This window comes from Sphingobium fluminis (assembly GCF_037723805.1).
Classification (GTDB): Bacteria; Pseudomonadota; Alphaproteobacteria; order Sphingomonadales; family Sphingomonadaceae; genus Sphingobium.
Map to the genome: position 1 here is coordinate 532,549 of NZ_JBBJUK010000003.1, position 21,769 is coordinate 554,317.

General features: G+C 62.6%; 19 protein-coding genes and 1 tRNA gene. 11 read left to right on the plus strand and 9 right to left on the minus strand.

Features of this window, described 5'->3' with window-relative positions:
* Positions 1-17: 17 nt before the first annotated feature.
* Both WG907_RS11875 and WG907_RS11880 read right to left on the minus strand, forming a co-directional pair.
* The gene (locus WG907_RS11875; RefSeq protein WP_340232976.1) at positions 18-1,190 is read right to left on the minus strand and encodes an acetyl-CoA C-acetyltransferase; all 1,173 of its coding nucleotides are present in this window, start codon (positions 1,188-1,190) and stop codon (positions 18-20) included.
* Positions 1,191-1,238: 48 nt separating this feature from the next.
* Positions 1,239-2,327 carry a polyhydroxyalkanoate synthase family protein gene (locus WG907_RS11880; protein WP_340232977.1) on the minus strand — a complete coding sequence of 363 codons (1,089 nt, stop codon included), beginning with the start codon at positions 2,325-2,327 and terminating at the stop codon, positions 1,239-1,241.
* On the opposite strand from WG907_RS11880, the gene phaR reads away from it, so the two are divergent.
* Positions 2,326-2,919, plus strand: a complete 594-nt coding sequence (gene phaR, locus WG907_RS11885; RefSeq protein ID WP_340232978.1) for a polyhydroxyalkanoate synthesis repressor PhaR — start codon at positions 2,326-2,328, stop codon at positions 2,917-2,919. The genes WG907_RS11880 and phaR overlap by 2 nt on opposite strands.
* Positions 2,920-3,002: 83 nt before the next feature.
* A complete protein-coding gene (locus tag WG907_RS11890; RefSeq protein ID WP_340232979.1) occupies positions 3,003-4,529 on the plus strand; it encodes an aminoacyl--tRNA ligase-related protein in 1,527 nt (508 codons plus the stop codon).
* 284 nt (positions 4,530-4,813) lie between these two features.
* Here the strand turns inward: WG907_RS11890 and WG907_RS11895 are convergent, their stop codons facing one another.
* The 4 genes from WG907_RS11895 to hslV all read right to left on the minus strand — a co-directional run bounded on the left by WG907_RS11895 (position 4,814) and on the right by hslV (position 8,795).
* The gene (locus WG907_RS11895; RefSeq protein WP_340232980.1) at positions 4,814-5,452 is read right to left on the minus strand and encodes a hypothetical protein; all 639 of its coding nucleotides are present in this window, start codon (positions 5,450-5,452) and stop codon (positions 4,814-4,816) included.
* A gap of 5 nt (positions 5,453-5,457) precedes the next feature.
* The gene (locus WG907_RS11900; RefSeq protein WP_340232981.1) at positions 5,458-6,621 is read right to left on the minus strand and encodes a GmrSD restriction endonuclease domain-containing protein; all 1,164 of its coding nucleotides are present in this window, start codon (positions 6,619-6,621) and stop codon (positions 5,458-5,460) included.
* Positions 6,622-6,897: 276 nt separating this feature from the next.
* Positions 6,898-8,199, minus strand: a complete 1,302-nt coding sequence (gene hslU / locus WG907_RS11905; protein ID WP_340232982.1) for an ATP-dependent protease ATPase subunit HslU — start codon at positions 8,197-8,199, stop codon at positions 6,898-6,900.
* Positions 8,200-8,231: 32 nt separating this feature from the next.
* A complete protein-coding gene (hslV, locus tag WG907_RS11910) occupies positions 8,232-8,795 on the minus strand; it encodes an ATP-dependent protease subunit HslV (RefSeq protein ID WP_340232983.1) in 564 nt (187 codons plus the stop codon).
* 173 nt (positions 8,796-8,968) lie between these two features.
* On the opposite strand from hslV, the gene WG907_RS11915 reads away from it, so the two are divergent.
* The 3 genes from WG907_RS11915 to WG907_RS11925 all read left to right on the plus strand — a co-directional run bounded on the left by WG907_RS11915 (position 8,969) and on the right by WG907_RS11925 (position 11,657).
* Positions 8,969-9,157: a hypothetical protein gene (locus WG907_RS11915; protein WP_340233072.1), complete on the plus strand. Its 189-nt coding sequence runs from the start codon at positions 8,969-8,971 to the stop codon at positions 9,155-9,157.
* 82 nt (positions 9,158-9,239) lie between these two features.
* Positions 9,240-9,314, plus strand: a tRNA-Val gene (locus WG907_RS11920).
* A gap of 123 nt (positions 9,315-9,437) precedes the next feature.
* Positions 9,438-11,657: an alpha/beta fold hydrolase gene (locus tag WG907_RS11925; RefSeq protein ID WP_445326809.1), complete on the plus strand. Its 2,220-nt coding sequence runs from the start codon at positions 9,438-9,440 to the stop codon at positions 11,655-11,657.
* On the opposite strand, the gene WG907_RS11930 is transcribed toward WG907_RS11925, so the two are convergent.
* Complete coding sequence (locus tag WG907_RS11930; RefSeq protein WP_340232985.1) at positions 11,654-12,364, minus strand: class I SAM-dependent methyltransferase; 711 nt, start codon at positions 12,362-12,364, stop codon at positions 11,654-11,656. The genes WG907_RS11925 and WG907_RS11930 overlap by 4 nt on opposite strands.
* Before the next feature lie 171 nt (positions 12,365-12,535).
* Between WG907_RS11930 and WG907_RS11935 the strand changes: the two genes are divergently transcribed.
* From WG907_RS11935 to WG907_RS11945, 3 genes are read left to right on the plus strand one after another with little or no spacing between them, the layout of a single operon-like run.
* A complete protein-coding gene (locus WG907_RS11935; protein WP_340232986.1) occupies positions 12,536-13,561 on the plus strand; it encodes an aspartate-semialdehyde dehydrogenase in 1,026 nt (341 codons plus the stop codon).
* A gap of 7 nt (positions 13,562-13,568) precedes the next feature.
* Positions 13,569-14,252 carry a DUF2238 domain-containing protein gene (locus WG907_RS11940; protein WP_340232987.1) on the plus strand — a complete coding sequence of 228 codons (684 nt, stop codon included), beginning with the start codon at positions 13,569-13,571 and terminating at the stop codon, positions 14,250-14,252.
* Positions 14,249-15,010 carry an alpha/beta fold hydrolase gene (locus WG907_RS11945; RefSeq protein ID WP_340232988.1) on the plus strand — a complete coding sequence of 254 codons (762 nt, stop codon included), beginning with the start codon at positions 14,249-14,251 and terminating at the stop codon, positions 15,008-15,010. The genes WG907_RS11940 and WG907_RS11945 overlap by 4 nt, the downstream gene beginning before the upstream one ends.
* 3 nt (positions 15,011-15,013) lie before the next feature.
* Here WG907_RS11945 and WG907_RS11950 read toward each other — a convergent pair whose 3' ends face one another.
* Both WG907_RS11950 and WG907_RS11955 read right to left on the minus strand, forming a co-directional pair.
* Complete coding sequence (locus WG907_RS11950; protein WP_340232990.1) at positions 15,014-16,468, minus strand: AMP nucleosidase; 1,455 nt, start codon at positions 16,466-16,468, stop codon at positions 15,014-15,016.
* A gap of 46 nt (positions 16,469-16,514) precedes the next feature.
* Positions 16,515-16,997: a peroxiredoxin gene (locus tag WG907_RS11955; RefSeq protein ID WP_340232992.1), complete on the minus strand. Its 483-nt coding sequence runs from the start codon at positions 16,995-16,997 to the stop codon at positions 16,515-16,517.
* Positions 16,998-17,126: 129 nt separating this feature from the next.
* Here WG907_RS11955 and WG907_RS11960 point away from each other — a divergent pair, with 129 nt between their 5' ends.
* The 3 genes from WG907_RS11960 to WG907_RS11970 all read left to right on the plus strand — a co-directional run bounded on the left by WG907_RS11960 (position 17,127) and on the right by WG907_RS11970 (position 21,767).
* Complete coding sequence (locus tag WG907_RS11960; RefSeq protein WP_340233074.1) at positions 17,127-17,687, plus strand: YqgE/AlgH family protein; 561 nt, start codon at positions 17,127-17,129, stop codon at positions 17,685-17,687.
* Between the two features lie 140 nt (positions 17,688-17,827).
* On the plus strand, positions 17,828-19,240 hold the full coding sequence (ahcY, locus tag WG907_RS11965; RefSeq protein WP_340232994.1) for an adenosylhomocysteinase: 1,413 nt from the start codon (positions 17,828-17,830) through the stop codon (positions 19,238-19,240).
* Between the two features lie 187 nt (positions 19,241-19,427).
* The gene (locus WG907_RS11970) at positions 19,428-21,767 is read left to right on the plus strand and encodes a PAS domain-containing sensor histidine kinase (protein WP_340232996.1); all 2,340 of its coding nucleotides are present in this window, start codon (positions 19,428-19,430) and stop codon (positions 21,765-21,767) included.
* Positions 21,768-21,769: the final 2 nt, after the last annotated feature.

Below are 21,769 nucleotides of genomic sequence, written 5' to 3' on the forward strand. Positions count from 1 at the left end.
TCCTGTCTGTCAGATCTTCAGCGTTCCAGGCACATGGCGACACCCATGCCGCCGCCGATGCACAAGGTCGCGAGCCCCTTTTTCGCGTCGCGCCGCTGCATTTCATAGAGCAGAGTCGTCAGGACGCGGGCACCCGACGCGCCGATCGGATGACCGATGGCGATCGCGCCGCCATTGACATTGACCTTCTCGACATCCCAGCCAAGCTCCTTGCCGACCGCCAGCGATTGTGCGGCGAAGGCTTCGTTCGCCTCGATCAGGTCGAGATCGGCAAGCGACCAGCCCGCCTTCGCAAGCGCCTTGCGCGACGAGGGGGCAGGGCCGATGCCCATGAAAGCCGGGTCGACACCGCACGTCGCGAACGACGCGATCCGGGCCAGCACTTGAACATTGCGCTTGGCCGCTTCCGCAGCGGTCATCAGGACTAGAGCAGCCGCGCCGTCGTTGATGCCGCTGGCATTGCCGGCCGTCACGCTGCCATCCTTCTTGAATGCAGGGCGCAGCGACTGGATCGATTCGATCGTCGCCCCGGCGCGAATATATTCGTCGGCGTCCACGATCGTATCACCCTTGCGACCCTTGATCGTGACCGGCGCGATTTCGTCCCTGAACCGTCCGGCGGCACGCGCGGCTTCCGCCTTGTTCTGGCTGCTCACGGCAAAGGCATCCTGCGCCTCGCGCGTGATCTGATATTTTTCCGCCAGATTTTCGGCCGTCATGCCCATGGGATAATTGTGGAATGCGTCGGTCAACCCGTCATGCATCATCGTGTCCAGCAAGGACAAAGGCCCCATTTTCACGCCGCCGCGCATATATTGCGCGTGAGGGGCCATCGACATGCTTTCCTGCCCGCCCGCGATCATGATCCTCGCGTCGCCGCTGCTAATCGCCTGCGCGGCGAGAGCGACGGCGCGCAATCCCGAACCGCAAAGCTGGTTGATGCCGATGGCGGTCTTTTCGACGGGGATGCCAGCATTGACAGCCGCCTGACGGGCGGGGTTCTGGCCCTGACCCGCCGTCAGGATCTGACCCAGGATGACCTCGTCTACTTCGTCCGGCGCGACCCCGGCCTGTTCGAGTGCCGCGACGATCGCGATCCGGCCGAGTTCATGCGCCGGCGTATTACCGAACGCACCCATGAAGCTGCCGACAGCTGTGCGCTTTGCGGCGGCGATGACGATGTCTGACAAAGTTTTGGTCCTTGATATGTACAGTCGTTTTCGCGGGCGCACATATCATCATCCGCCATGACTGCAAAGCCATTCGGAAAGCGGCCGCCACAGCGCGGTCGGGGCGTTGCTGCCCACGACCATGCCAACATGGCCAAGCTGCAAATCCATGGTCTGTTGCAGTTTGGGTGCCGCCGCCGCCGGCACGATCCGGTCGGTCATCGAACGAACCGATAGCGTGGGGCAGGCGAGGGTTGCAGGATCTACCAGTGCGCTTCCGACCCGCCAAGAACCAGCGCCGCTCGCATTTGCGTTATAGAATTGTTCGAAAAGATCCCGTCCCGCAGCAAAACTGAGCGGTGGCCCGGCATTGGCCCAATCCTCCAGCGCCAGGAAGGCACGCTCGGCTTCAGAGCCCGACGGGGCGTCGAGAAACCTTGCATATTTCCGCACCGTACGAGCCGGATCAAGCGCCCAGAAGCCGGCCTGAAGCACTTCCATGGGGACATAGCCCAATATCTCGCACAGCGGCTTTGCGCTCGCCCATCCCGATGCGATCTGACCCCGGTCGTGATCGGAAAAAGCATCGAATTGCCACGGCGCGGCCAGTGTCGCCACGCCGGCGGTCGCGCCGAGCGTCGCCGCGCCGAGCGCCAGCGTTCCACCCAGGCAATAGCCCACGAGGATCGGCTTTTGCGGGAGCGCGGCGAGCAGAGGGAGCAGGCGATCGGTGATATGCGCCGCCAAACCTAATGACGCATCGGCGGCCGTCGGTACGCCCCAGTCGATCAGATAAGGCTGGTGTCCTGCTGCGGCCATATGGCGCAGCATCGAACGGTCTTTGGACAAATCGAGCACTTGTGGCGGATTGATGAGGGAGGGCACGAAAACCACGGGAATACGGCCGTTATCGGGTCCATATTGCAGCAATTTCGCGCCGCCGTGCGTGGCGATGTGTGGGACTGGTTCAGGAGGATGGGGGCGATGTGCGTCCTGATATTTACGCAGACCCTTTAGGGCGTCTCGGCGCAGGTCCAGGTCGCCTTCGGTCTCGCGCCACAGGATGCTGAGAAAAAGGGGCAGGGGCCGCGGTCCATGTTGCGGTGCGGTAGCCCTCTGTGCTAGTGCAAAAAGGGCAGGATAGGGAGAGTTTTCCATGGCCAAATCCAAAACGGCTAATGAATCGGAGCCGGTGGTGATCAAGAAGTACGCCAACAGGCGGCTTTATAACACCGAAACGTCGAGCTACATCACGCTGGACCTTTTATCGCAAATGACGCGGGAAGGGCGCGAGTTCGTCGTAGTCGATGCCAAGAGCGGCGAAGACATCACCCATAATGTCCTGACCCAGATCATCATGGAAGAAGAACAGCGCGGCAAGAATATGCTGCCCGTCAATTTCCTGCGCCAGCTGATCGCGATGTATGGGGATTCGATGCAGTCGATGGTGCCGCAATATCTGGAATCCTCGATGGAGGCGTTCCGCAAGAACCAGCAGCAGTTTCAGGAGGCCATGAAGGGGGCCTTTGGGGGCGGGCCGCTGGCCGAGATCGCCAAGCGCAACCTGCAGATGTTCGAAGCGGCGGCCGGCGCGCTCAAGGTGCCGGGAATTCCCGGTATCCCCGGCATGCCGGGCGTCGCGACGCCGGGATCGCCCGCGGCAGCGTCGGACGAGAGCAAGGACGACGAGATCGCGGACCTCAAGGCTCAGCTTGCCGCGCTCAACGCGAAGATCGACAAGCTGGACTGACCGTCCGCGCCTTCGGGGTCGACAGCGAGGGCGCGCTTGCCCTATGGCGCGCCCTTCCCTTTGACCTGAAGCAAGGCTTTGTCGTGAAGCACGCACTTTCCGTTACCCGCGAACAGGATTTTTCCGCCTGGTATCAGGCCGTGATTTCGGAGGCCGATCTGGCCGAAGAAAGCGGTGTGCGGGGGTGCATGGTGATCCGGCCGTGGGGCTATGGCATATGGGAGCGGATACAGTCGCTGCTCGACGCGCGGATCAAGGCGACGGGGCATGAGAATTGCTATTTTCCGCTGTTCATCCCTTTAAGCTATTTCGAGAAGGAAGCCGAGCATGTCGACGGCTTCGCCAAGGAAATGGCGGTCGTCACGCACCATCGCCTGATCCAGAAGGACGGCAAGCTGGTGCCCGATCCGGATGCCAGGCTTGAGGAACCGCTGGTCGTGCGGCCGACGTCGGAGACCGTGATCGGCGCGGCGTTCAGCCGCTGGGTGCAGAGCTGGCGCGACCTGCCGGTGCTGATCAACCAGTGGGCCAATGTCGTGCGCTGGGAAATGCGGACTCGGATGTTCCTGCGGACGAGCGAGTTTCTGTGGCAGGAGGGGCATACCGCGCACGCCACCGTCAACGAGGCGATGGACGAGACGATGAAGATGCTCGAAGTCTATCGCAGCTTTGCCGAGGAGTGCGTCGCGCTGCCGGTGGTGGCGGGCGAGAAGCCGGAGAATGAGCGCTTCCCCGGCGCGGTCGCGACCTATTCGATCGAAGCGATGATGCAGGACGGCAAGGCGTTGCAGGCTGGCACCTCGCATTTTCTGGGCACGACCTTTTCGGCGGCGCAGAATATCAGGTTCCAGAATGCCGAGGGGCAGCAGGAGCTGGCGCAGACCACGAGCTGGGGCATGTCGACGCGGATGATCGGCGGGCTGATCATGGTGCATGGCGACGATGACGGGCTGCGCGTGCCGCCCCGTGTCGCGCCCTATCAGATCGTCGTCGTGCCGATGCTGCGCGATACCGACGAGGATGCGGCGATCCTGGACTATTGCGGCGAACTGGTCGCGTCGCTGACCGAGCTGGACGCGTTCCGCGAGCCGGTGCGGGCGCTGCTGGACAAGCGGCCGGCGAAGGCCGCGACCAAGCGCTGGGGCTGGGTCAAGAAGGGCGCGCCGATCGTGATCGAGGTTGGCGGGCGCGATGTCGCGGGCGGCAATGTGTCGGTGATCCGCCGCGACCGGCTGTACCGCGCCGATGGCAAGCTCGACAGCGCGATCATCGCCCGTGGCGACTTTGTCGATGGCGCGACGGCGATGCTGGCGGACATCCAGCAGGCCCTGTTCGCGGAGGCCAAGGGGCGGCTGGACGGGGCGATCAACCGGTCGATCGGGTCGCTCGATGACCTGAAGGCCTATTTCGACGCCAGCGCAAAACCCGGCTGGGCCGAGGTGCAATGGGCCAAGCCGACCGGCGCGGCGCTGGACAAGGTCGTCGCGTGGCTCAAGGGCGAGAAGCTGACGCTGCGCAACGTGCCGCTGGGCGCGGCTGAGGCGGATGGCGCGTGCCTGTTCACCGGCGAAGCGGCGGTCGAGCGGGTGCTGGTGGGGCGCAGCTATTAAGGCTCAATCCGGGCTTAACTTCGCATATTTCCCGCATATTTCGCCCATTTATTGCGCGACGTTGAAATAATCGGAAAGTGTGGTGGGGAAGGGCGGACGATGGGAAAGAGCCGGTTGCGCGGCTGTTATTGCATGGATGGTGAGATGTAGGACAGGGCTTTGTCTGGCATCGGCCGGTTGCGGAAGGTCGCGTTAGGACATGGGAACATGAGACAGCTGCCGACCATCCGCGCAAGCCTATCGACGGTTATCGTTCCCATCTTTGCCGTTCAGTCGCCGAGCCTCTACCAGATCGCTTTGGCCCTATCCCGCAGAGTGACGCAAATAGCTCGACAATCGTCCGCAGCTACCGCGACCTCCTCAGGTGTCAGCAGACGCTTCGCTCGTTTATACGCGCCATAATGAGCGAGTTTTGCCATTGTGTGAGCAAAAGACCCCCTCGCTTCAGCAAGCTTCTTAACTGACTCCATTTCGGGTCCCCGAGGCATATTTATTCCTACAGGAATTAAGAGGCGACGCATGTACTTGGCTGAAAACCCATGATTGTCCTTGAGAGCTGTCGAATGAAGTGCTTTGGCCTTGCTTATCGCTGTTCTGATGTGCTCGAAACACGATTGGTCTTCCGCATCATCATCATCTGGAAGCTCTAATTTGAGCCCATAGGCAGTGAGAAAACAAGCCGTAGAAAGGGTTGTCTTCTTCGCCAAGAGGTCACTTTCGACTTTAAGCATCAGGGCTTCGGAAACAGCCTCGACATATTCTTCGAAAGCTGCGTGGCTCAAAAGTGAGAAAGACTTGACCTCATATTCGAAATCTTCAGGCCCGTCCTCTGGCCTCGCGGGGAGAAAATGTCGAAGAAATTTTTCCTTCAAATCATCTAATTCCTGCTCAAGGGCAGCGAGAAGAGCATCGAAGTCGACCATCGCTATCAGTCTCTGGCAGGAACAGGCAAATCAGTAATTTCAGCCTCGAAAACCCTATTCACCATATCTCTAAATAAAGAAAAGCGTATATAATACTTATCGATGTTTTTGGTAGAGGTTTCGATACTGTCGACAAACTCGGGGCGTTCCAAGCAAAGGCTTTCTATGGCTGATCCAAAGGCCTTTGCCTTTTCAATAATTTGTCCTGGCGCAAGTCGAGAAGCATAATACACTTGCACTTCAAAAAGCGCTCTATTGAACCTTGTTTCCCAGCCCTTCTCAGTAAACTTCCGCCCGACTTTCTTGTCACCTAGCCCATCAATCAGCTGCTGCGTACCGTAGTTAAACCCGTTAGTAAGGTCGTTGATCGCCCCTTCCATTGCACTCCAAGCTGCATTTACCACCGCCATTTTTGCGTCGAGAAACGGCGTGAGATTGCCGGTATAATCGTCGCCGAACATGGAGAAAGCGATGTAGCGCAACAATATCTCAGCGTCCCGCAGGCGAGCGTCAGGACCATTTAGATTAAGAACATCGTGCAAAGGAAGTTTTTCGTTAGTGGTCGCGATAAGATAGTTCGCAAACTCTCCTCTATTGAGAACCTGACGTAGTTCCTGAGAACTTAGTGGAACAGATCCTGTATTAAGCCTGTAAAATATATCATATAAAACTTGTGGTGATTCATAATTAGATATGATGGTGCATCTAATATCTGAATTCATTAAGTTTCGTACATCGCCTTTCGGATCACCATTTTCGGTCATTTTTTGAAAATTAGCGCCATTTAGATCGGATCTGGTCGTCAGCCCACGCAGTTTAGGGCTATCCCAGACTTCATAACGTGCCGGATCGTGAAAGCCCGCGATAGCGAGAAGTCGCTGTTTCCCATCTATGACGATAAATGAGCGCTTTTTATCTTTGTCCTCAGCAAGTACAATTTCAGGAACAGGTATGCCAATTATAAGTGATTCGATCAATTTGCTGCGCTTGGCATCATTCCAAGCATTCCGACGCTGAAATGTCGGATTTAGATCAATATTGTCTTTCTCAATCTGACTGAGAATAGTTTCGACAGTCCAGTCTCGCGAATAAACTACAAGCGACTCGATTCCAGCAGCTTGTACCTCCTCCTCGAGCTCTGCATTCCAACTATCGAGTTCGTTAGCCATAAAATTGCTCACATCGCAAAGCGCCCATAAGGGCTATAGGGTTGCGTGTAGGCCATCCTGATTTGTTATGAAAGGCAAAGGGCAACAGAACATTTGCCTTGCTAAGGGGGGCAAAGGATGGCAGGCAATGGATGTCTGCTTTTAAGCGCAATGATATTGCGGCAGATTGGCCGAATGTGGCGCACATCGGACTGTTTAAGCAGTTCCAGCCCCATCGAGCAAGCAACGCGATCCCGGCTTCCCCCACGATAACGGAGGACGGCCCGTGCGCCTGCCTTACAGCACGTACCTGCTCAAATCCGTGTCGCGTGAGACTTCGCCCAGTTGGCTTTCCACATAGGCGGCGTCGATCACCAGCGTTTCGCCGTGGCGGTCTTCGGCGTGGAAGCTGACGTCGTCGAGCAGCTTTTCCATCACCGTCTGGAGCCGCCGGGCGCCGATATTTTCGATTTCGCTGTTCACTTGCGCGGCGATCTTGGCGACCTTGGCGATGCCTTCGGTCGTGAGGTCGATGGTTACGCCTTCGGTCGCGAGCAGCGCCTTATATTGGGTGACGAGGCTCGCTTTGGTGTCGGAGAGGATCGCGACGAAATCCTCCTCGGTCAGCGCTTTCAGCTCGACGCGGATCGGCAGGCGTCCCTGAAGCTCTGGCAGCAGGTCGCTTGGCTTGGCGACGTGGAACGCGCCGGACGCGATGAAGAGGATATGATCGGTCTTGAGCGGGCCATATTTGGTCGCGACGGTCGTGCCTTCGATCAGGGGGAGCAGGTCGCGCTGGACGCCTTCGCGGCTGACCGAGCCGCCGCGCACGTCGCTGACCGCGATCTTGTCGATCTCGTCGAGGAAGACGATGCCGTTCTGTTCGGCGCTGACGATGGCGACGCGGGCGACATCATCCTGGTCGAGCCGCTTGTCCTGCTCCTCTTCCACAAGCTTGTCCCACGCCTGCGCGACCTTCATCTTGCGGCGCTTCTTCTGTTGCTGGCCCAGCGCCCTGGACATCATGTCGCCCAGGTTGATCATGCCGATGCCGCCGCCCATGCCGGGAATCTCCATCGGCATCGACGGCGAGTCGGCGACCTCGATCTCGACCTCGACCTCGTTCATCTGGTCGTTTTCGATTTTCTGGCGGAAGGAGAGCCGCGTTGCCTCGCTCGCTTCCTTGCCCGTCAGCGCGTCGAGCAGGCGGGCCATGGCCGCTTCGGACGCGGCTTCGCGCACGGATTCGCGGCGGCGGTCGCGCTCGATGCGGATCGCCTCCTCGACCAGATCGCGCACAATCTGTTCGACATCGCGGCCGACATAGCCGACTTCGGTGAACTTGGTCGCCTCGACCTTGACGAAGGGCGCATCGGCGAGCTTGGCGAGACGGCGGCTGATCTCGGTCTTGCCGCAGCCGGTGGGGCCGATCATCAGGATGTTTTTCGGCGTCACCTCGTCACGCAGGTCGGCGGACAGATGCTGGCGGCGCCAGCGGTTGCGCAGCGCGACCGCGACGGCGCGCTTGGCGTCATGCTGGCCGATGATATGCGCGTCGAGCGCGGCGACGATGGCCTTGGGGGTCAGATTGTCGTTCATGATGGTCCTTGGCCCGCAGGGGGCGGGAGGGGTCAGGTGGTGCTGTCGAGCAGTTCGACCGTGAGCTGATCGTTGGTGTAGACGCAGATGTCGGCCGCCACCGCCATCGCCTTGCGCGCGAGGGTTTCGGCGTCACCCTCATATTCCATCAGCGCGCGGGCGGCGGCGAGGGCGTAATTGCCGCCCGAACCGATTGCTGCAATGCCGTTGAGCGGCTCCAGCACGTCGCCATTGCCGGTGAGGATCAGCGTCACTTCCTTGTCGGCGACGATCATCATCGCTTCCAGATTGCGCAGATATTTGTCGGTGCGCCAGTCCTTGGCGAGCTCGACGGCGGCGCGCATGAGCTGGCCGTTGAAACGCTCCAGCTTGGCCTCCAGCCGCTCGAACAGGGTGAAGGCGTCGGCGGTGGCGCCCGCGAAGCCGCCGATCACCGATCCGTCGTGCAGGCGGCGAACCTTGCGGGCGTTGGGCTTCATGACGGTCTGGCCCATGGAAACCTGACCATCGCCGGCGACGATGACCTTTCCGTTCTTGCGTACCGACATGATGGTTGTGCCATGCCAGACGGGCATGCTGCTGCTGTGGTCGTTCATGGGGCGGCATATGGTGGCGATCGATCCGCCGCGCAAGCGCCGTCCCGTCTGCGCCGAAACGTGCCCTTTTGCCGATGCAAATGCGCAAGGATCAGGCGAGGGCAATTTCCATCAATTGACATATTGCAGCGCAACATAAATGATGGCCGTTCGTGAACAGGGGAACGACCGACATGTCACTCAAGGCCAGGGCGCAGGAGAAGGTCGAGCGGGCGGGAATATCCAACTATTCCTTCGATCATGACGTGCTGGTGATGTGCGGCGTGCGTTATATGATCGAGGCCTGTTCGTGCGGCGAGCCGGATTGCGACGGCGTGCGATTGCGCAAGGATGCGACGGCCGGGGGGCATGTCCTGCAATAGCAGGTCGGTAGCGGGCGCGGCTGTCGGTGGCTCGCTTGACAGCGCCGGGCGACGATGCCAATGGCCGCATCCTCCCTTCAAGGGGCGCGTAGCTCAGTGGTAGAGCACACCCTTCACACGGGTGGGGTCGCAGGTTCAATCCCTGCCGCGCCCACCATGGCCGGAGCGGCTGTGGCCGGTTCGACATATTATGTCCCGTCATTGATCTTTTATTCTCCTTCGCGCTAGTTTGGGCGGCATGGCCGGTGTCTTTCAGCGACGCCGTTGTGGAGAGATGATGATGCACCCCGCTCTTGGATATGGCGCTGCCCTCGGCGCGCTGATGATGCTGTCGCCGGGCCAGGCCGGTGCGCAGCAGAAGCTGACTCTGGAGCGGGTTTTCGCTAGCCCCGACCTGTCCGGGCCGCAGCCGCGCGGGCTCAAGCTGTCGCCGGACGGCAGGCTGGTGACCTTGCTCAAGCCGCGCGCCGACGAAAAGGAGCGGCTGGACCTGTGGGCGATCGACAGCAGCACTGGCGCAACGCGCATGCTGGTGGATTCGAAAAAGACCGGGAGCGGGGCCGAGCTGTCCGAAGCGGAAAAGATGCAGCGCGAGCGCGACCGGACGGTGGCCGGCAGCACCGGCATCACCAGCTATGACTGGTCGCCCGATGGCAAGTCGATACTCGTGCCCGTGGATGGCGACCTGTATCTGGCGGGGCTGGATGGCGCGATCACGCGGCTGACCGATACGCCCGAGGGCGAGCTGAACGGCGTCGTCAGTCCCAAGGGGGGCTTCGTGTCCTTCGTGCGGGGCGGGGAATTGTTCGTCAAACCGGTCGGCGGGGCGGAGCGAAGGCTGACGCAGGGAGCGAGCGACACGGTGAGCTGGGGCCTTGCCGAGTTCGTGGCGCAGGAGGAAATGGATCGGCGCACCGGCTATTGGTGGTCGCCCGACGACCGGCTGATCGCGGTGGCTCGGGTCGACGAAAGCGGCGTCGGTACGGTGACGCGAACCGCGATCGGCGGCGAGGGGACGAAAGTCTATCAGCAGCGCTACCCTGCCGCCGGAACGCCCAACGCGCTGGTCGATCTCTATGTCATGAAGGCGGACGGGTCGGGACAGGTGAAGGTCGATCTGGGCAAGGAGACCGACATTTATCTGGCGCGGGTCGACTGGTCGAAGGATGGCCGCACCCTCTATGTCCAGCGCCAGAGCCGCGACCAGAAGCGGCTGGACCTGATCGCCGTGGATCCGGGCACGGGCAAGGGGACGGTGATCCTGACCGAGCGGGCGAAGAGCTGGATCAACCTCAGCCATAATTTCCGGCCGCTTCGCGACGGGAGCTTTTTGTGGTGGTCGGAGAAATCGGGGCACGGGCATCTGTATCGCGTGCGTGGCGCGCAATGGACGGCGCTGACGAGCGGCGACTGGGAGGTGCGCGATGTCGTGGGCGTCGATGAGGGCAAGGGGCTTGTCTATTTCACCGGCAACCGGGATACGCCGCTGGAGCAGCAACTGTTCAGCGCGCCGATCGACAAGGCCGGGCCGCTGCGACAGCTGACGACGAGCGGCTGGTGGAATGACGCGGTGATGGACGAGGCGGGATCGCGGGCGGTCGTCACCCGCAGCAACAGCGATCAGCCCAAACAGGTCTATCTGGCCGATGAGGGCGGCAAGCGGTTGCAATGGCTGTCGGAAAATGCGGTGACGCGCGACCATCCCTATGCGCCCTATCTCGCCAGCCATGTCAAAACAGTGTTCGGGTCGCTGAAGGCGGCGGACGGGTCGACGCTCTACACCAAGATGCTGATGCCTCCTTCGGCACCGGGCAAAAAATATCCGGTTTTCATGATCCATTATGGCGGGCCGGGGACCGGGCGGCAGGTGACGAACCAGTGGGGCGGGGCGCTTAACCAATATCTGGTGTCGCGCGGCTGGATCGTCTTTTCGATCGACAATCGGGGAACGCCCGATCGCGGCAAGGCGTTCGAGGACCAGATTTACCGGGCGATGGGATCGGTCGAGGTCGCGGACCAGCTTAAGGGACTGGACTGGCTCAAGAGCCAGCCGTTCGTGGACCCCAAGCGGATCGCCACCTATGGCTGGTCCTATGGCGGTTATATGTCGCTGAAACTGGCGGAAAAAGCGCCCGGTGCATTTGCGGCGATCATCGCGGGTGCGCCGGTGACGAACTGGGCGCTGTACGACACCCATTATACCGAGCGCTATATGGGCCAACCGCAGGATAAGCCGAGCGCCTACCCGGCGTCCGGCGCGGTCGATGACGCCGTGAAGATCAGCGATCCGCTGTTGCTGATCCACGGCATGTCGGACGACAATGTTGTGTTCGACAATTCCACCGCGCTGATGGCCAAAATGCAGGGTGCGGCGGTGCCGTTCGAGATGATGGTCTATCCGGGGCAGACGCACCGGGTCGGCGGGCCGAAGATCGGGGTGCATCTGTGGAAAACGATCGAGCGGTTCCTGGCGGAAAACGCAGGACCCACGCCCCCCTAGCGCCAGGCGTGGAAGATCGCGCGCCTGCGCTGATCCTTGTTGCGGAACGGCATGGCCCAGCGCCGCCAGCCGCGATTGTCGAGCGCCTCTGGCGTGACCGCGAACCGGGTGAAACCGAAACGGCGGCACATTTCGCGCAGGGCAAGAATATTGGGAGCCCAGAAATTGGTGGGGTCGCGGTCCAGTTCCAGTTCGGTAAACAGGCGCATGGCGGGCGCGGGCTCATGCCTTAGCGCCGTGACCGTTTCGATCACCAGATGGTCGGTGCACAGCGCGGCGGCGGATCTGAGAATATTATAGGGGTCGGTCACATGATAGAGGACGCCCAGCAGCAGGACCATGTCGAAGCTGCCGAGATCGCTCACCCGGTGGTCGGGAATGTCGAGATCGAGCGAGCGGACGGACGAACCGAAGCGCGCATGGGCATGGTCGAAGCCGCGCTTGTCACCCCAGCCCGTCCCCGACCAGCAAAAATGATCGGTCGCCAGCACGTCCGCCGCGCCGCGTCGTTCGGCCTCGAAGGAAAAGAAGCCGTCCCACGCGCCGATATCGAGCACGCGCTTGCCGTCCAGCCGATCGGGAAATATCTCCGCCGCTTCGTCCTGAAGCGCGTCGAGCGCCTTGACGCCCTGAACCTGCTGGCCGTCGGGGAAGGCGAAGGAGTGAAACCAGCGATCGGGCGGCGGCGGCAGGACTTGCGGGGGCATGACGATCCGATCTTGGTCAGGCTGGGATGACTGAGGGCGAGGCTCCTAGACCAGTGCGGCGAGGGCTGCAATCTGTGGTGCAAGCCGGCCGCAGCCTTGATGCTGGACAAATGGGACGGCGGCGCTAAGGCGCTGGGCTCCGCAATTTCGCACGGAGTGGAGTCTTTAGTCATGGGTTACAGGGTCGTCGTCGTTGGAGCCACGGGCAATGTGGGCCGCGAAATGCTGACCATTCTCGCCGAGCGCGAGTTCCCGATTGACGAGATCGCGGCGGTGGCGTCTTCGCGCTCGCAGGGGCTGACGATCGATTTCGGCGAAACCGGCAAGACCATGAAATGCCAGAATATCGAGCATTTCGATTTCACCGGATGGGACATCGCCCTGTTCGCGGCGGGTTCCGGCCCGACGGCTATCTATGCGCCCAAGGCGGCGGCGGCCGGCTGCGTCGTGATCGACAACAGCTCGCTGTACCGCATGGACCCGGACGTGCCGCTGATCGTGCCCGAAGTGAACCCGGACGCGATCGATGGCTATACCAAGAAGAATATCATCGCCAATCCCAACTGCTCCACCGCGCAGATGGTCGTGGCGTTGAAGCCGCTGCATGACGTGGCGATCATCAAGCGCGTCGTCGTCGCCACCTATCAATCGGTGTCGGGCGCGGGCAAGGCCGGCATGGACGAGCTGTTCGAACAGAGCCGCAACATCTTCGTCGGCGATCCGGCAGAGCCCAAGAAGTTCACCAAGCAGATCGCCTTCAACGTGATCCCGCATATCGACGTTTTCCTGGACGATGGTTCGACCAAGGAAGAATGGAAGATGGTGGCCGAGACCAAGAAGATCCTCGATCCCAAGATCAAGCTGACCGCAACCTGCGTGCGGGTGCCGGTGTTCGTGGGCCATAGCGAAGCGATCAACATCGAGTTCGAAAAGGAAATTTCGGCCAAGGAAGCGCAGGACATATTGCGCGAGGCGCCGGGCATCATGTTGATCGATAAGCGCGAGGACGGCGGCTATATCACGCCGATCGAGTGCGTCGGCGACTTCGCGACCTTCATCAGCCGCGTGCGCGAGGACCCGACCGTGGACAGCGGCCTTTCGCTCTGGTGCGTCAGCGACAATCTGCGCAAGGGCGCGGCTCTGAACGCGGTGCAGATCGCCGAGTTGCTGGGCCGGCGTCACCTCAAAAAGGGCTGATGCGGTCGTGATCCCCGGCGCTGGCGCAGTCTGGACGAGCCTCCCGACCGCGCAGCGCCGGATGATCGCGTCGCTCGCCGTCGCGATCGTCGCCGCGAATATCGCGCAGCCCTATCCCGATCTTGCGCCCTTGCAGCATGGGCCGACTGTCGCGATCGCGATGGTGGGGCCCTGGCTGCTCAATCGTTGGCCGCTTTCCGACCGGGCGGTCGGCTCTATCTGGCTGTTCCTTTTGCTGCACACGCTGGGCGCACGCTGGATTTATTCCCATGTGCCTTATGACGACTGGGCGCGGGCGATCAGCGGGCATGATCTGTCCTCCACCTTCGGGCTGCGGCGCAATGGGTACGACCGGGTGGTGCATTTTGCTTTCGGCGCGTTGCTGACATTGCCAATCGCGGAGGCGGTGCGCCGGTTCGGTGGGGTGCGAACGGCGCTGAGCCTTGCGTTCGCTTTTGCCGCCATCGGTCTTGGTAGCGCGCTTTACGAGATTTTCGAATGGCTGCTGACGCTGTTCGCGGCGGGCGATACGGCGGATTATTATAACGGCCAGCAGGGCGACGTCTGGGACGCGCAGAAGGACATGGCGGCGGCGCAGGGCGGCAGCGTCATCGCCATGGTCCTGCTCTTGCGCCGTCGTGCGGCACGCCATATCGGCAACCCGCCCCAGCGCGAAGGACCAGCCCAATGACCGACCTGCCGATCGAACGCCGCGACATCGAGGGACTGGGCGGGCTGCCGATCGCGGTGCATATCGTGGGGGAGGGGCGCGACCTGCTGCTGATCCACGGCTATTTTTCCAACGCCTTTACCAACTGGGTCCGCTACGGTCATGCGGCAAGGCTGGTGGAGGCGGGCTTCCGCGTCATCATGCCGGATCTTCGCGGGCATGGCGAAAGCGGCAAGCCGCAGGACGCCGCCGCCTATCCGCGCGATGCGCTGACCGACGACAATCTTGCGGTGGTAGAGCAGATGGGCCTGAAGGACTATGACCTTGGCGGCTATTCGCTGGGTGCGAGGACGACGTCGCGGATGCTCGCCCGGGGCGCGACGCCGCGCCGCGTCATCATGGCGGGCATGGGCCTCGATGGCCTGATCCGCACGATCGGCAATGTCGGCTATTATACCAATGTCCTTAAAAACCTCGGCACGTTCGAGCGGGGTACGTCGGAGTGGATGACCGAAGCCTTTCTGCGCACGACGAAGGGCGATCCGGTCGCGATGCTCCACATATTGGGCACGTTCGCCGACACGCCGTTGGAGACAATCAAGGCGGTCGAACAACCCGCAGCCGTCATCTGCGGCGCGGACGACCGGGACAATGGCAATGCGCAAGACCTGGCCGAAACGCTGCCGCACGGGCGCTATTATGAGATACCGGGCAACCATATGGCGGCGGTGACGAAGAAGGAACTGGGGCAGGCGATGGTGGATTTCCTGACCGGTTGAGGATCAGCGGAACGGCGGCTCGTTGAAGGCGCGCAGCTTGCGGCTGTGGAGTTTCGCGCCCTGCTGGCGCAGCAGTTCGCACGTCATGAGGCCGACGCGCAGATGGCCTGCGATCGCTTCCTCGTAGAAGCGGTTGGCCTGGCCCGGTAGTTTCAGTTCGCCGTGGATCGGCTTGTCCGACACGCACAACAGCGTGCCGTAGGGCACGCGGAAGCGGTAGCCCTGGGCCGCGATCGTCGCCGACTCCATGTCGATGCCGACGGCGCGCGACAGGCTGAAGCGCAGGGCGGAACTGGAGTAACGCAGTTCCCAGTTGCGATCGTCGGTGGTGACGACCGTGCCGGTGCGCAGCCGTCGCTTGAAATCCTCCGGGTCGCCGCCGCCCAATATCGCTTCGGCCGCTTGCGCCATTGCGACCTGCACTTCGGCGATGGCGGGCACCGGAATTTCGGGTGGCAGCATCGCGTCGAGCACATGATCGTCGCGCAGATAGGCGTGGGCGAGGACATAGTCGCCGATGCGCTGGCTGGGGCGAAGGCCACCGCAATGGCCGATCATCAGCCAGGCTTCGGGGCGGATGACCGCCAGATGATCGCAGATCGTCTTGGCATTGGACGGGCCGACGCCGATATTGACGAGCGTGATACCGCTGCGGTCGGGCGCGATCAGATGATAGGCGGGCATCTGATGTTTGCGCCAGGCGCTGTCGGCGATCATGCGGGCGGGGTCGGCGGTCTCGGGCGTCACATAGACGCCGCCAGCGCCGGACAAGGCGGTGAAGCGGCTGCCTTCGCGTTTCAGTTCGGCGCAGGCCCAGTCCACAAACTCGTCGACATAGCGATGATAGTTGGTGAACAGGATATAGTGCTGGGCATGTTCGGGCGGCGTGCCGGTATAATGTTTGAGCCGCGCCAGGGAAAAGTCGGTCCGCAGACCATCGAACAGGGCGAGCGGCCGGTCCCCGTCTGCATCGGGCGCGAACAGGCCGTCAGCGATTTCGTCGCCGATTTCGGCCAGTTCGGTCGCCGGGAAGTGGCGCGCCAGTTCCGTTGGCGGTGTGCCGTCGAGCGCGCTCATGTCCAGCCCGTCGAGCACATAAGGGAAGGGGATTTGCTGGCTGCTGAGGCCCGCTTCCACCTCGACGCCATAGTCGCGCACGAGCAGGTCGATCTGTTCGGCGAGATAGGTGGCGAACATGGCCGGACGTGTGACTGTGCTCGCATAGCGGCCGGGACGCGACAGCCGGGCGAAGGAGCGGCCGGGCGGGGGCGCGTCATTATCGCCATGATGGACGATGCGCAGTTCGGGATAGCAGAACAGCCGGTCGAGCGCCGCTCGCGGGCCGGGCACGCTGCCGTCGCGGGCATAGGCGCGCATCGCCGCGCGCAGATTTTCGATCGATGTCTGGTAGATGCGGTCGAGTTGCGCGACGATGCCGCTGCCGATGCTTTCCGTCATCGCTCCTTGCTATCGCAGAGTGATGACGGAAGGAAGGCGGCTGTGCTTACAGCTGGTCGAGCATATGGTCTGCGGACGACAGCTTGTAATCGCCGGGAGCCTCGACATTGAGTTCGTCGACCACGCCATCGCGCACGATCATGGAGAAGCGCTGGCCCCGGCTGCCCATGCCGAACTTGCTGCCGTCCATGGTCAGGCCGAGCGCTTCGACGAAGTCGCCATTGCCGTCGGCCAGCATCGTCACCGCGCCGTCCGCATTTGCCGACTTGCCCCACGCGCCCATCACGAACACATCGTTGACGGCGGTGCAGGCGATTTCATCGACGCCCCGCGCCTTGAACGCCTGCGCCTTTTCGACGAAGCCGGGCAAGTGCCGGGCCGAGCAGGTGGGCGTGAACGCGCCCGGAACCGAGAACAGGGCCACGGTGCGGCCGGCGAAATAATCGTCCGATACCACCGGCTCCGGGCCATTATCGGTCATGGTCATGAAGGTCGCGCTGGGAAGGCGTTCGCCCTTGGATATGGTCATTGGTCTCTCCTGATCGGCAAGTGGCCGGGAGGTCGTGGCTCGGGCAAGCGCTGTCAAGGGGCGGTGCGCCGCCTGATTGCGGCGACGGCTGGTCCTTGGCATCGGCCGTCGCTTGGCTATATTCGGGTCATGGACCAGCTCCGTTTCTATTCCGGTCATTTCCTGCTGGCGCTGCCGGGCATGCAGGATGCGCGCTTTGCTCATTCGGCGATCGCCCTATGTTCGCATGACGAGGACGGCGCGCTGGGCATTGCCATCGGCGAGGAAGTGGAAGGGCTGGGCTTGCGCGAGCTGCTGGAAAGCTTCGACATCGCCGCGCCCGACCTGATCGACCGGCCCGTCCTGCGCGGCGGCCCGATGGAGCCGCGCCGCGGGTTCGTGCTCCATTCGCTCGACTGGGGCGGGCAGGAGATGTTGCAGGTCGGCGGCAAGTGGGGCCTGTCCGGCTCGCTCGACATCCTCAAGGCGATAGCGCAGGGGCGCGGCCCGAAACGCTATCAGGTGGCGCTTGGCTATGCCGGCTGGGGCGCGGGTCAGCTGGAGCAGGAGATGGCGGGCGACAGCTGGTTTCTGGCGCCGGGCGATGCCGATCTGCTGTTCGAAGGGCAGGCTCGGGACAGATGGGCAGCCGCCTATGCGGCATCGGGCGTGGATTCGACGCATCTGGTGGGCGGGCTGGGCTCGGCGTGACGGCCGCTGCTGGCCGGGGCACATAAAGAAAACTTTATATTGAGTTGCCTTGCATGGCGACGGTTGGTAAAGGCCGACCATCGCCGTCGCGGTCATGCGCGCGGTCCCGACAATTTTTTAGTGAGAATGGAGACACGCTCGTGGCCACCGCACCCGCTGCCCAAGTGCAGGATTATGTGATCGCCGACATTGCCCTCGCCGCATTCGGTCGCAAGGAAATGGACATTGCCGAAACCGAAATGCCGGGCCTGATGGCGCTGCGCAAGGAATTCGGCGAAACCAAGCCTTTGTCGGGCGCGCGCATCACCGGGTCGCTGCACATGACGATCCAGACCGCCGTGCTGATCGAGACGCTGACGGCGCTCGGCGCGCAGGTACGCTGGGCGACCTGCAACATCTATTCGACGCAGGATCACGCCGCCGCCGCCATCGCCGCATCGGGCGTGCCGGTGTTCGCGATCAAGGGCGAAAGCCTTGAAGAATATTGGGATTATGTGATCCGCATCTTCGACTGGGGTCAGGACGAGACGGCCAACATGATCCTGGACGATGGCGGCGATGCCACCATGTTCGCGCTGTGGGGCGCGCGGGTCGAGGCGGGCGAAGAGCTGTTCAGCCCGAGCAATGAGGAAGAGGAAATCTTCGTCGCGACGCTCAAGCGTTTCGTGGCCGAGCGTCCGGGCTATCTCACCAAGACGGTGCAGACGATCAAGGGCGTGTCGGAAGAGACGACCACCGGCGTCCATCGCCTGTATGAGCTGAGCAAGAAGGGCAAGCTGCCTTTCCCCGCGATCAACGTCAATGACAGCGTCACCAAGAGCAAGTTCGACAATCTCTATGGTTGCAAGGAATCGCTGGTCGACGCCATTCGTCGCGCCACCGACGTCATGCTGGCCGGCAAGGTCGCCTGCGTCGCCGGGTTCGGCGATGTCGGCAAGGGGTCTGCGGCGTCGCTGCGCAATGGCGGCGCGCGCGTACTGGTGACCGAGGTCGATCCGATCTGCGCCTTGCAGGCGGCGATGGAAGGCTATGAGGTCGTGACCATGGAAGAGGCGGCGACCCGCGCCGACATCTTCGTCACCGCGACCGGCAACGAAGCCGTGCTGACCGTCGATCATATGCGCGCGATGAAGAATATGGCGATCGTATCGAACATCGGCCATTTCGACAGCGAGATCGAGATTGCCGGCCTGTCCAACATGAAGTGGACCGAGATCAAGCCGCAGGTCGACGAGGTCGAGTTCCCCGACGGCAAGAAGATCATCGTGCTGTCCAAGGGCCGTCTGGTCAATCTGGGCAACGCGACGGGCCATCCGAGCTTCGTCATGTCGTCCAGCTTCACCAATCAGGTGCTGGCGCAGATCGAATTGTGGACCGGCGGCGACAAATATAAGAACGACGTCTATGTGCTGCCCAAGCATCTCGATGAGAAGGTCGCCGAACTGCATCTGGAAAAGCTTGGCGTGAAGCTGACCAAGCTGAGCCAGAAGCAGGCCGATTATATCGGCGTTTCGGTGGACGGACCGTTCAAGCCGGATCATTACCGCTACTGACGACGAGACGGGGGAGGATCAGTCCTTCCCCGTTTCCTTATGACGTGCGCGCTCCCGCCGCCCGTCGCAAAAATGCACGGCATAAATGCATCCGGGCGCTTCACGCTGGCCCATAGTTGCGATAGTCCCCTGGCATGACAGGTCGATCCAGGGGCGAAACCGCCGGCATAGCGAGAATGACGGCGTGATGTCCCCGATCGCAGCGGTCGTGCTGGGCATGATTCTCGCGGGCTGGCTCGGCGCGGGCATCTGGGCGCTCATGAGCGGACAGAAGATGCGGCGGATGGGCATGCAGGCGCAGGGCAAGCTCGACCGGCTGTCGCTGCTGCTGGGTTCAGCGCCTGCGGCGCCCGTGATCGTTCACGACGACGGACGGCTTGAGGCGGCGGACAGGCTGGCTCGCTGGCTCGGCAAGGACCGCGCGCCCTCTTTCCTGTCCGAACTGACGGCCGATGACAGCGGCCTTGAACCGGCCGACGCCGCTGCGCTGGGCCGGGAGATCGCGGCCGCGCAAAGGGCGGGCAAGAGTTTTTCGCTGCCGGTGCGGGGCGTGGGATCGTCGCGGCTGTTGCTGGTGCGCGGCGCGCCGGCCGGACCGGGGCTCGCGGTCAGCGGCGGCGTGGTGCTTTGGATATTCGACGCGACCGAAAGCCAGTCCGAAATCGAAGTGCTCAAGGCGGATGCGAGCCGCTATCGCGAGGCGCTGGAAGCGCTGGCGGGATTGGTCGAGGCCGCGCCGTTCCCGATGTGGCATCGATCGGCCGATCTGCGGTTGCGCCTCGTCAACAGCGCCTATGTGCGCGCCGTCGACGCATCGAGCGCGGCGGACGTGATCGCCAATGGCACCGAACTGGTGGAGACCGTCAGCGGACAGGGGCCAGAGACATCGGCTGCACAGGCGCTTGAAGGCGAGTTGCCGGTCGAACGGCTGGTGCCGGCCACCATCGGCGGCGAACGGCGGACGATGCGGGTGGTCGACGTGCCGCTCGGCGAAGCGGGGGTGGCCGGCTTCGCGATCGACCAGCATGAGCTGGAACAGGCCCGACTCGAATATGGACGGCTCGAAACGGCGCAGCGCGACCTGCTCGACCGGCTGTCGGCGGGCGTCGCGCGCTTTGGGCCCGATCGGGCGCTGCGATTCTGGAATCAGCCCTTTTCGAGCCTGTTCGCGCTCGACCCCGAACATCTTGCCGATGCGCCCTTGTTCGAGCGCGTGCTCGATCGCATGCGCGACGCGCGTCGCCTGCCCGAGCATCGCGACTTTCCGGCCTGGCGGACCGAGCGGCGCGACTGGTTCCTGTCGCCCGATGCGCGTGAAGAAAATTGGCTGCTGGCCGATGGCACGCATTTGCGCGTCTATGCGCAGCCGCTGCCAGATGGCGGGTTGCTGCTGATCTTCGAGGATCGCACCGAGCAGGTTCAGCTGTCGAGCGCGCGCGACACCCTGTTGCGGGTTCGGACCGCCACGTTCGACAATCTGTTCGAGGCGATCGGCGTGTTCGCGTCGGACGGCAAGTTGCAGATGTGGAACAGCCGGTTCCGAATCATCTGGGGCGCGAAGGAGGAGATGCTGGCGACGCACCCGCGCATCGACGAGCTGATGCGGGCCGTGCAGGCCGTTCTCGCCAAGCCGCAACAGTCCAACCTGGTGCGCGAACTGGTGCGCGCCGCGACCATCGAGCGCAAGCAGCGCACGGGCCAGGTGGGGTTCGCCGACGGACGGATATTCGAATTTGCCGCGATCCCGCTGCCCGACGGAAATGCGCTGTTTACGATGCTCGACGTGACCGACAGCCGCCGGGCCGAGCAGATGCTGCGCGACCGCAACGAGGCGTTGGAGCAGGCCGATCAGGTCAAGTCCGCATTCGTGACTAATATGAGTTACGAGCTTCGCACGCCGCTGACCACGATCGCGGGCTTCGCCGAGATGATGAGCGCGGGCTATGCCGGCGAGCTGAGCGAAGCGGCGGGGGATTATGTACGGGGCATCCTCCAGAGCACCAATCGCCTGTCGATGCTGATCGACAATGTGCTGGACCTGACGCAAGGCGAGGCCGGCACCCTGCCGATCGATCGCGCGCCGGTCGACCTCGCCGCGATCGCGCGCGACGGGGCGGCGCGGATCGCGTCGGACGCCGCCGCCAAGCGCATCGACCTGGCGGTCGAGCTTCTGGAGTCGCTGGGAACCGTAGAGGGCGATGCGCGCCGGATCGGGCAGGCGCTCGATCATCTGCTGGAAAATGCGGTGCGCTATTGCGGTCAGGGGGGCAGGGTGCTGATCCATGGCGACGGCGGCCCCGATCGCGCGCGACTGGTCGTGTCGGATAACGGACCGGGGATCGCGGCGGCCAAGCGCGCGGCGATCTTCGATGCCAAGGCGCGCGCCGCGCAGGCCCGCAAGGGCGAGCGCACATCGATCGGGCTGCCGCTTGCCCGGCAACTGGCCGAAGCCCATGGCGGAAGCCTGCAACTCCTGTCTGAACCCGGTCAGGGCACGATGGCGGTGATCGAGCTGCCGCGTGGCTGAGG

Bases quoted from the DNA above. Each gene is read 5' to 3' on its own strand.
- phaR (WP_340232978.1), top strand. From the start codon at position 2,326: ATGGCCAAATCCAAAACGGCTAATGAATCGGAGCCGGTGGTGATCAAG.
- WG907_RS11880 (WP_340232977.1), bottom strand. From the start codon at position 2,327: ATGGAAAACTCTCCCTATCCTGCCCTTTTTGCACTAGCACAGAGGGCT.
- WG907_RS11895 (WP_340232980.1), bottom strand. From the start codon at position 5,452: ATGGTCGACTTCGATGCTCTTCTCGCTGCCCTTGAGCAGGAATTAGAT.
- WG907_RS11900 (WP_340232981.1), bottom strand. From the start codon at position 6,621: ATGGCTAACGAACTCGATAGTTGGAATGCAGAGCTCGAGGAGGAGGTA.
- hslU (WP_340232982.1), bottom strand. From the start codon at position 8,199: ATGAACGACAATCTGACCCCCAAGGCCATCGTCGCCGCGCTCGACGCG.
- hslV (WP_340232983.1), bottom strand. From the start codon at position 8,795: ATGAACGACCACAGCAGCAGCATGCCCGTCTGGCATGGCACAACCATC.
- WG907_RS11915 (WP_340233072.1), top strand. From the start codon at position 8,969: ATGTCACTCAAGGCCAGGGCGCAGGAGAAGGTCGAGCGGGCGGGAATA.
- WG907_RS11925 (WP_445326809.1), top strand. From the start codon at position 9,438: ATGCACCCCGCTCTTGGATATGGCGCTGCCCTCGGCGCGCTGATGATG.
- WG907_RS11930 (WP_340232985.1), bottom strand. From the start codon at position 12,364: ATGCCCCCGCAAGTCCTGCCGCCGCCGCCCGATCGCTGGTTTCACTCC.
- WG907_RS11935 (WP_340232986.1), top strand. From the start codon at position 12,536: ATGGGTTACAGGGTCGTCGTCGTTGGAGCCACGGGCAATGTGGGCCGC.
- WG907_RS11945 (WP_340232988.1), top strand. From the start codon at position 14,249: ATGACCGACCTGCCGATCGAACGCCGCGACATCGAGGGACTGGGCGGG.
- WG907_RS11950 (WP_340232990.1), bottom strand. From the start codon at position 16,468: ATGACGGAAAGCATCGGCAGCGGCATCGTCGCGCAACTCGACCGCATC.
- WG907_RS11955 (WP_340232992.1), bottom strand. From the start codon at position 16,997: ATGACCATATCCAAGGGCGAACGCCTTCCCAGCGCGACCTTCATGACC.
- WG907_RS11960 (WP_340233074.1), top strand. From the start codon at position 17,127: ATGGACCAGCTCCGTTTCTATTCCGGTCATTTCCTGCTGGCGCTGCCG.
- WG907_RS11970 (WP_340232996.1), top strand. From the start codon at position 19,428: ATGTCCCCGATCGCAGCGGTCGTGCTGGGCATGATTCTCGCGGGCTGG.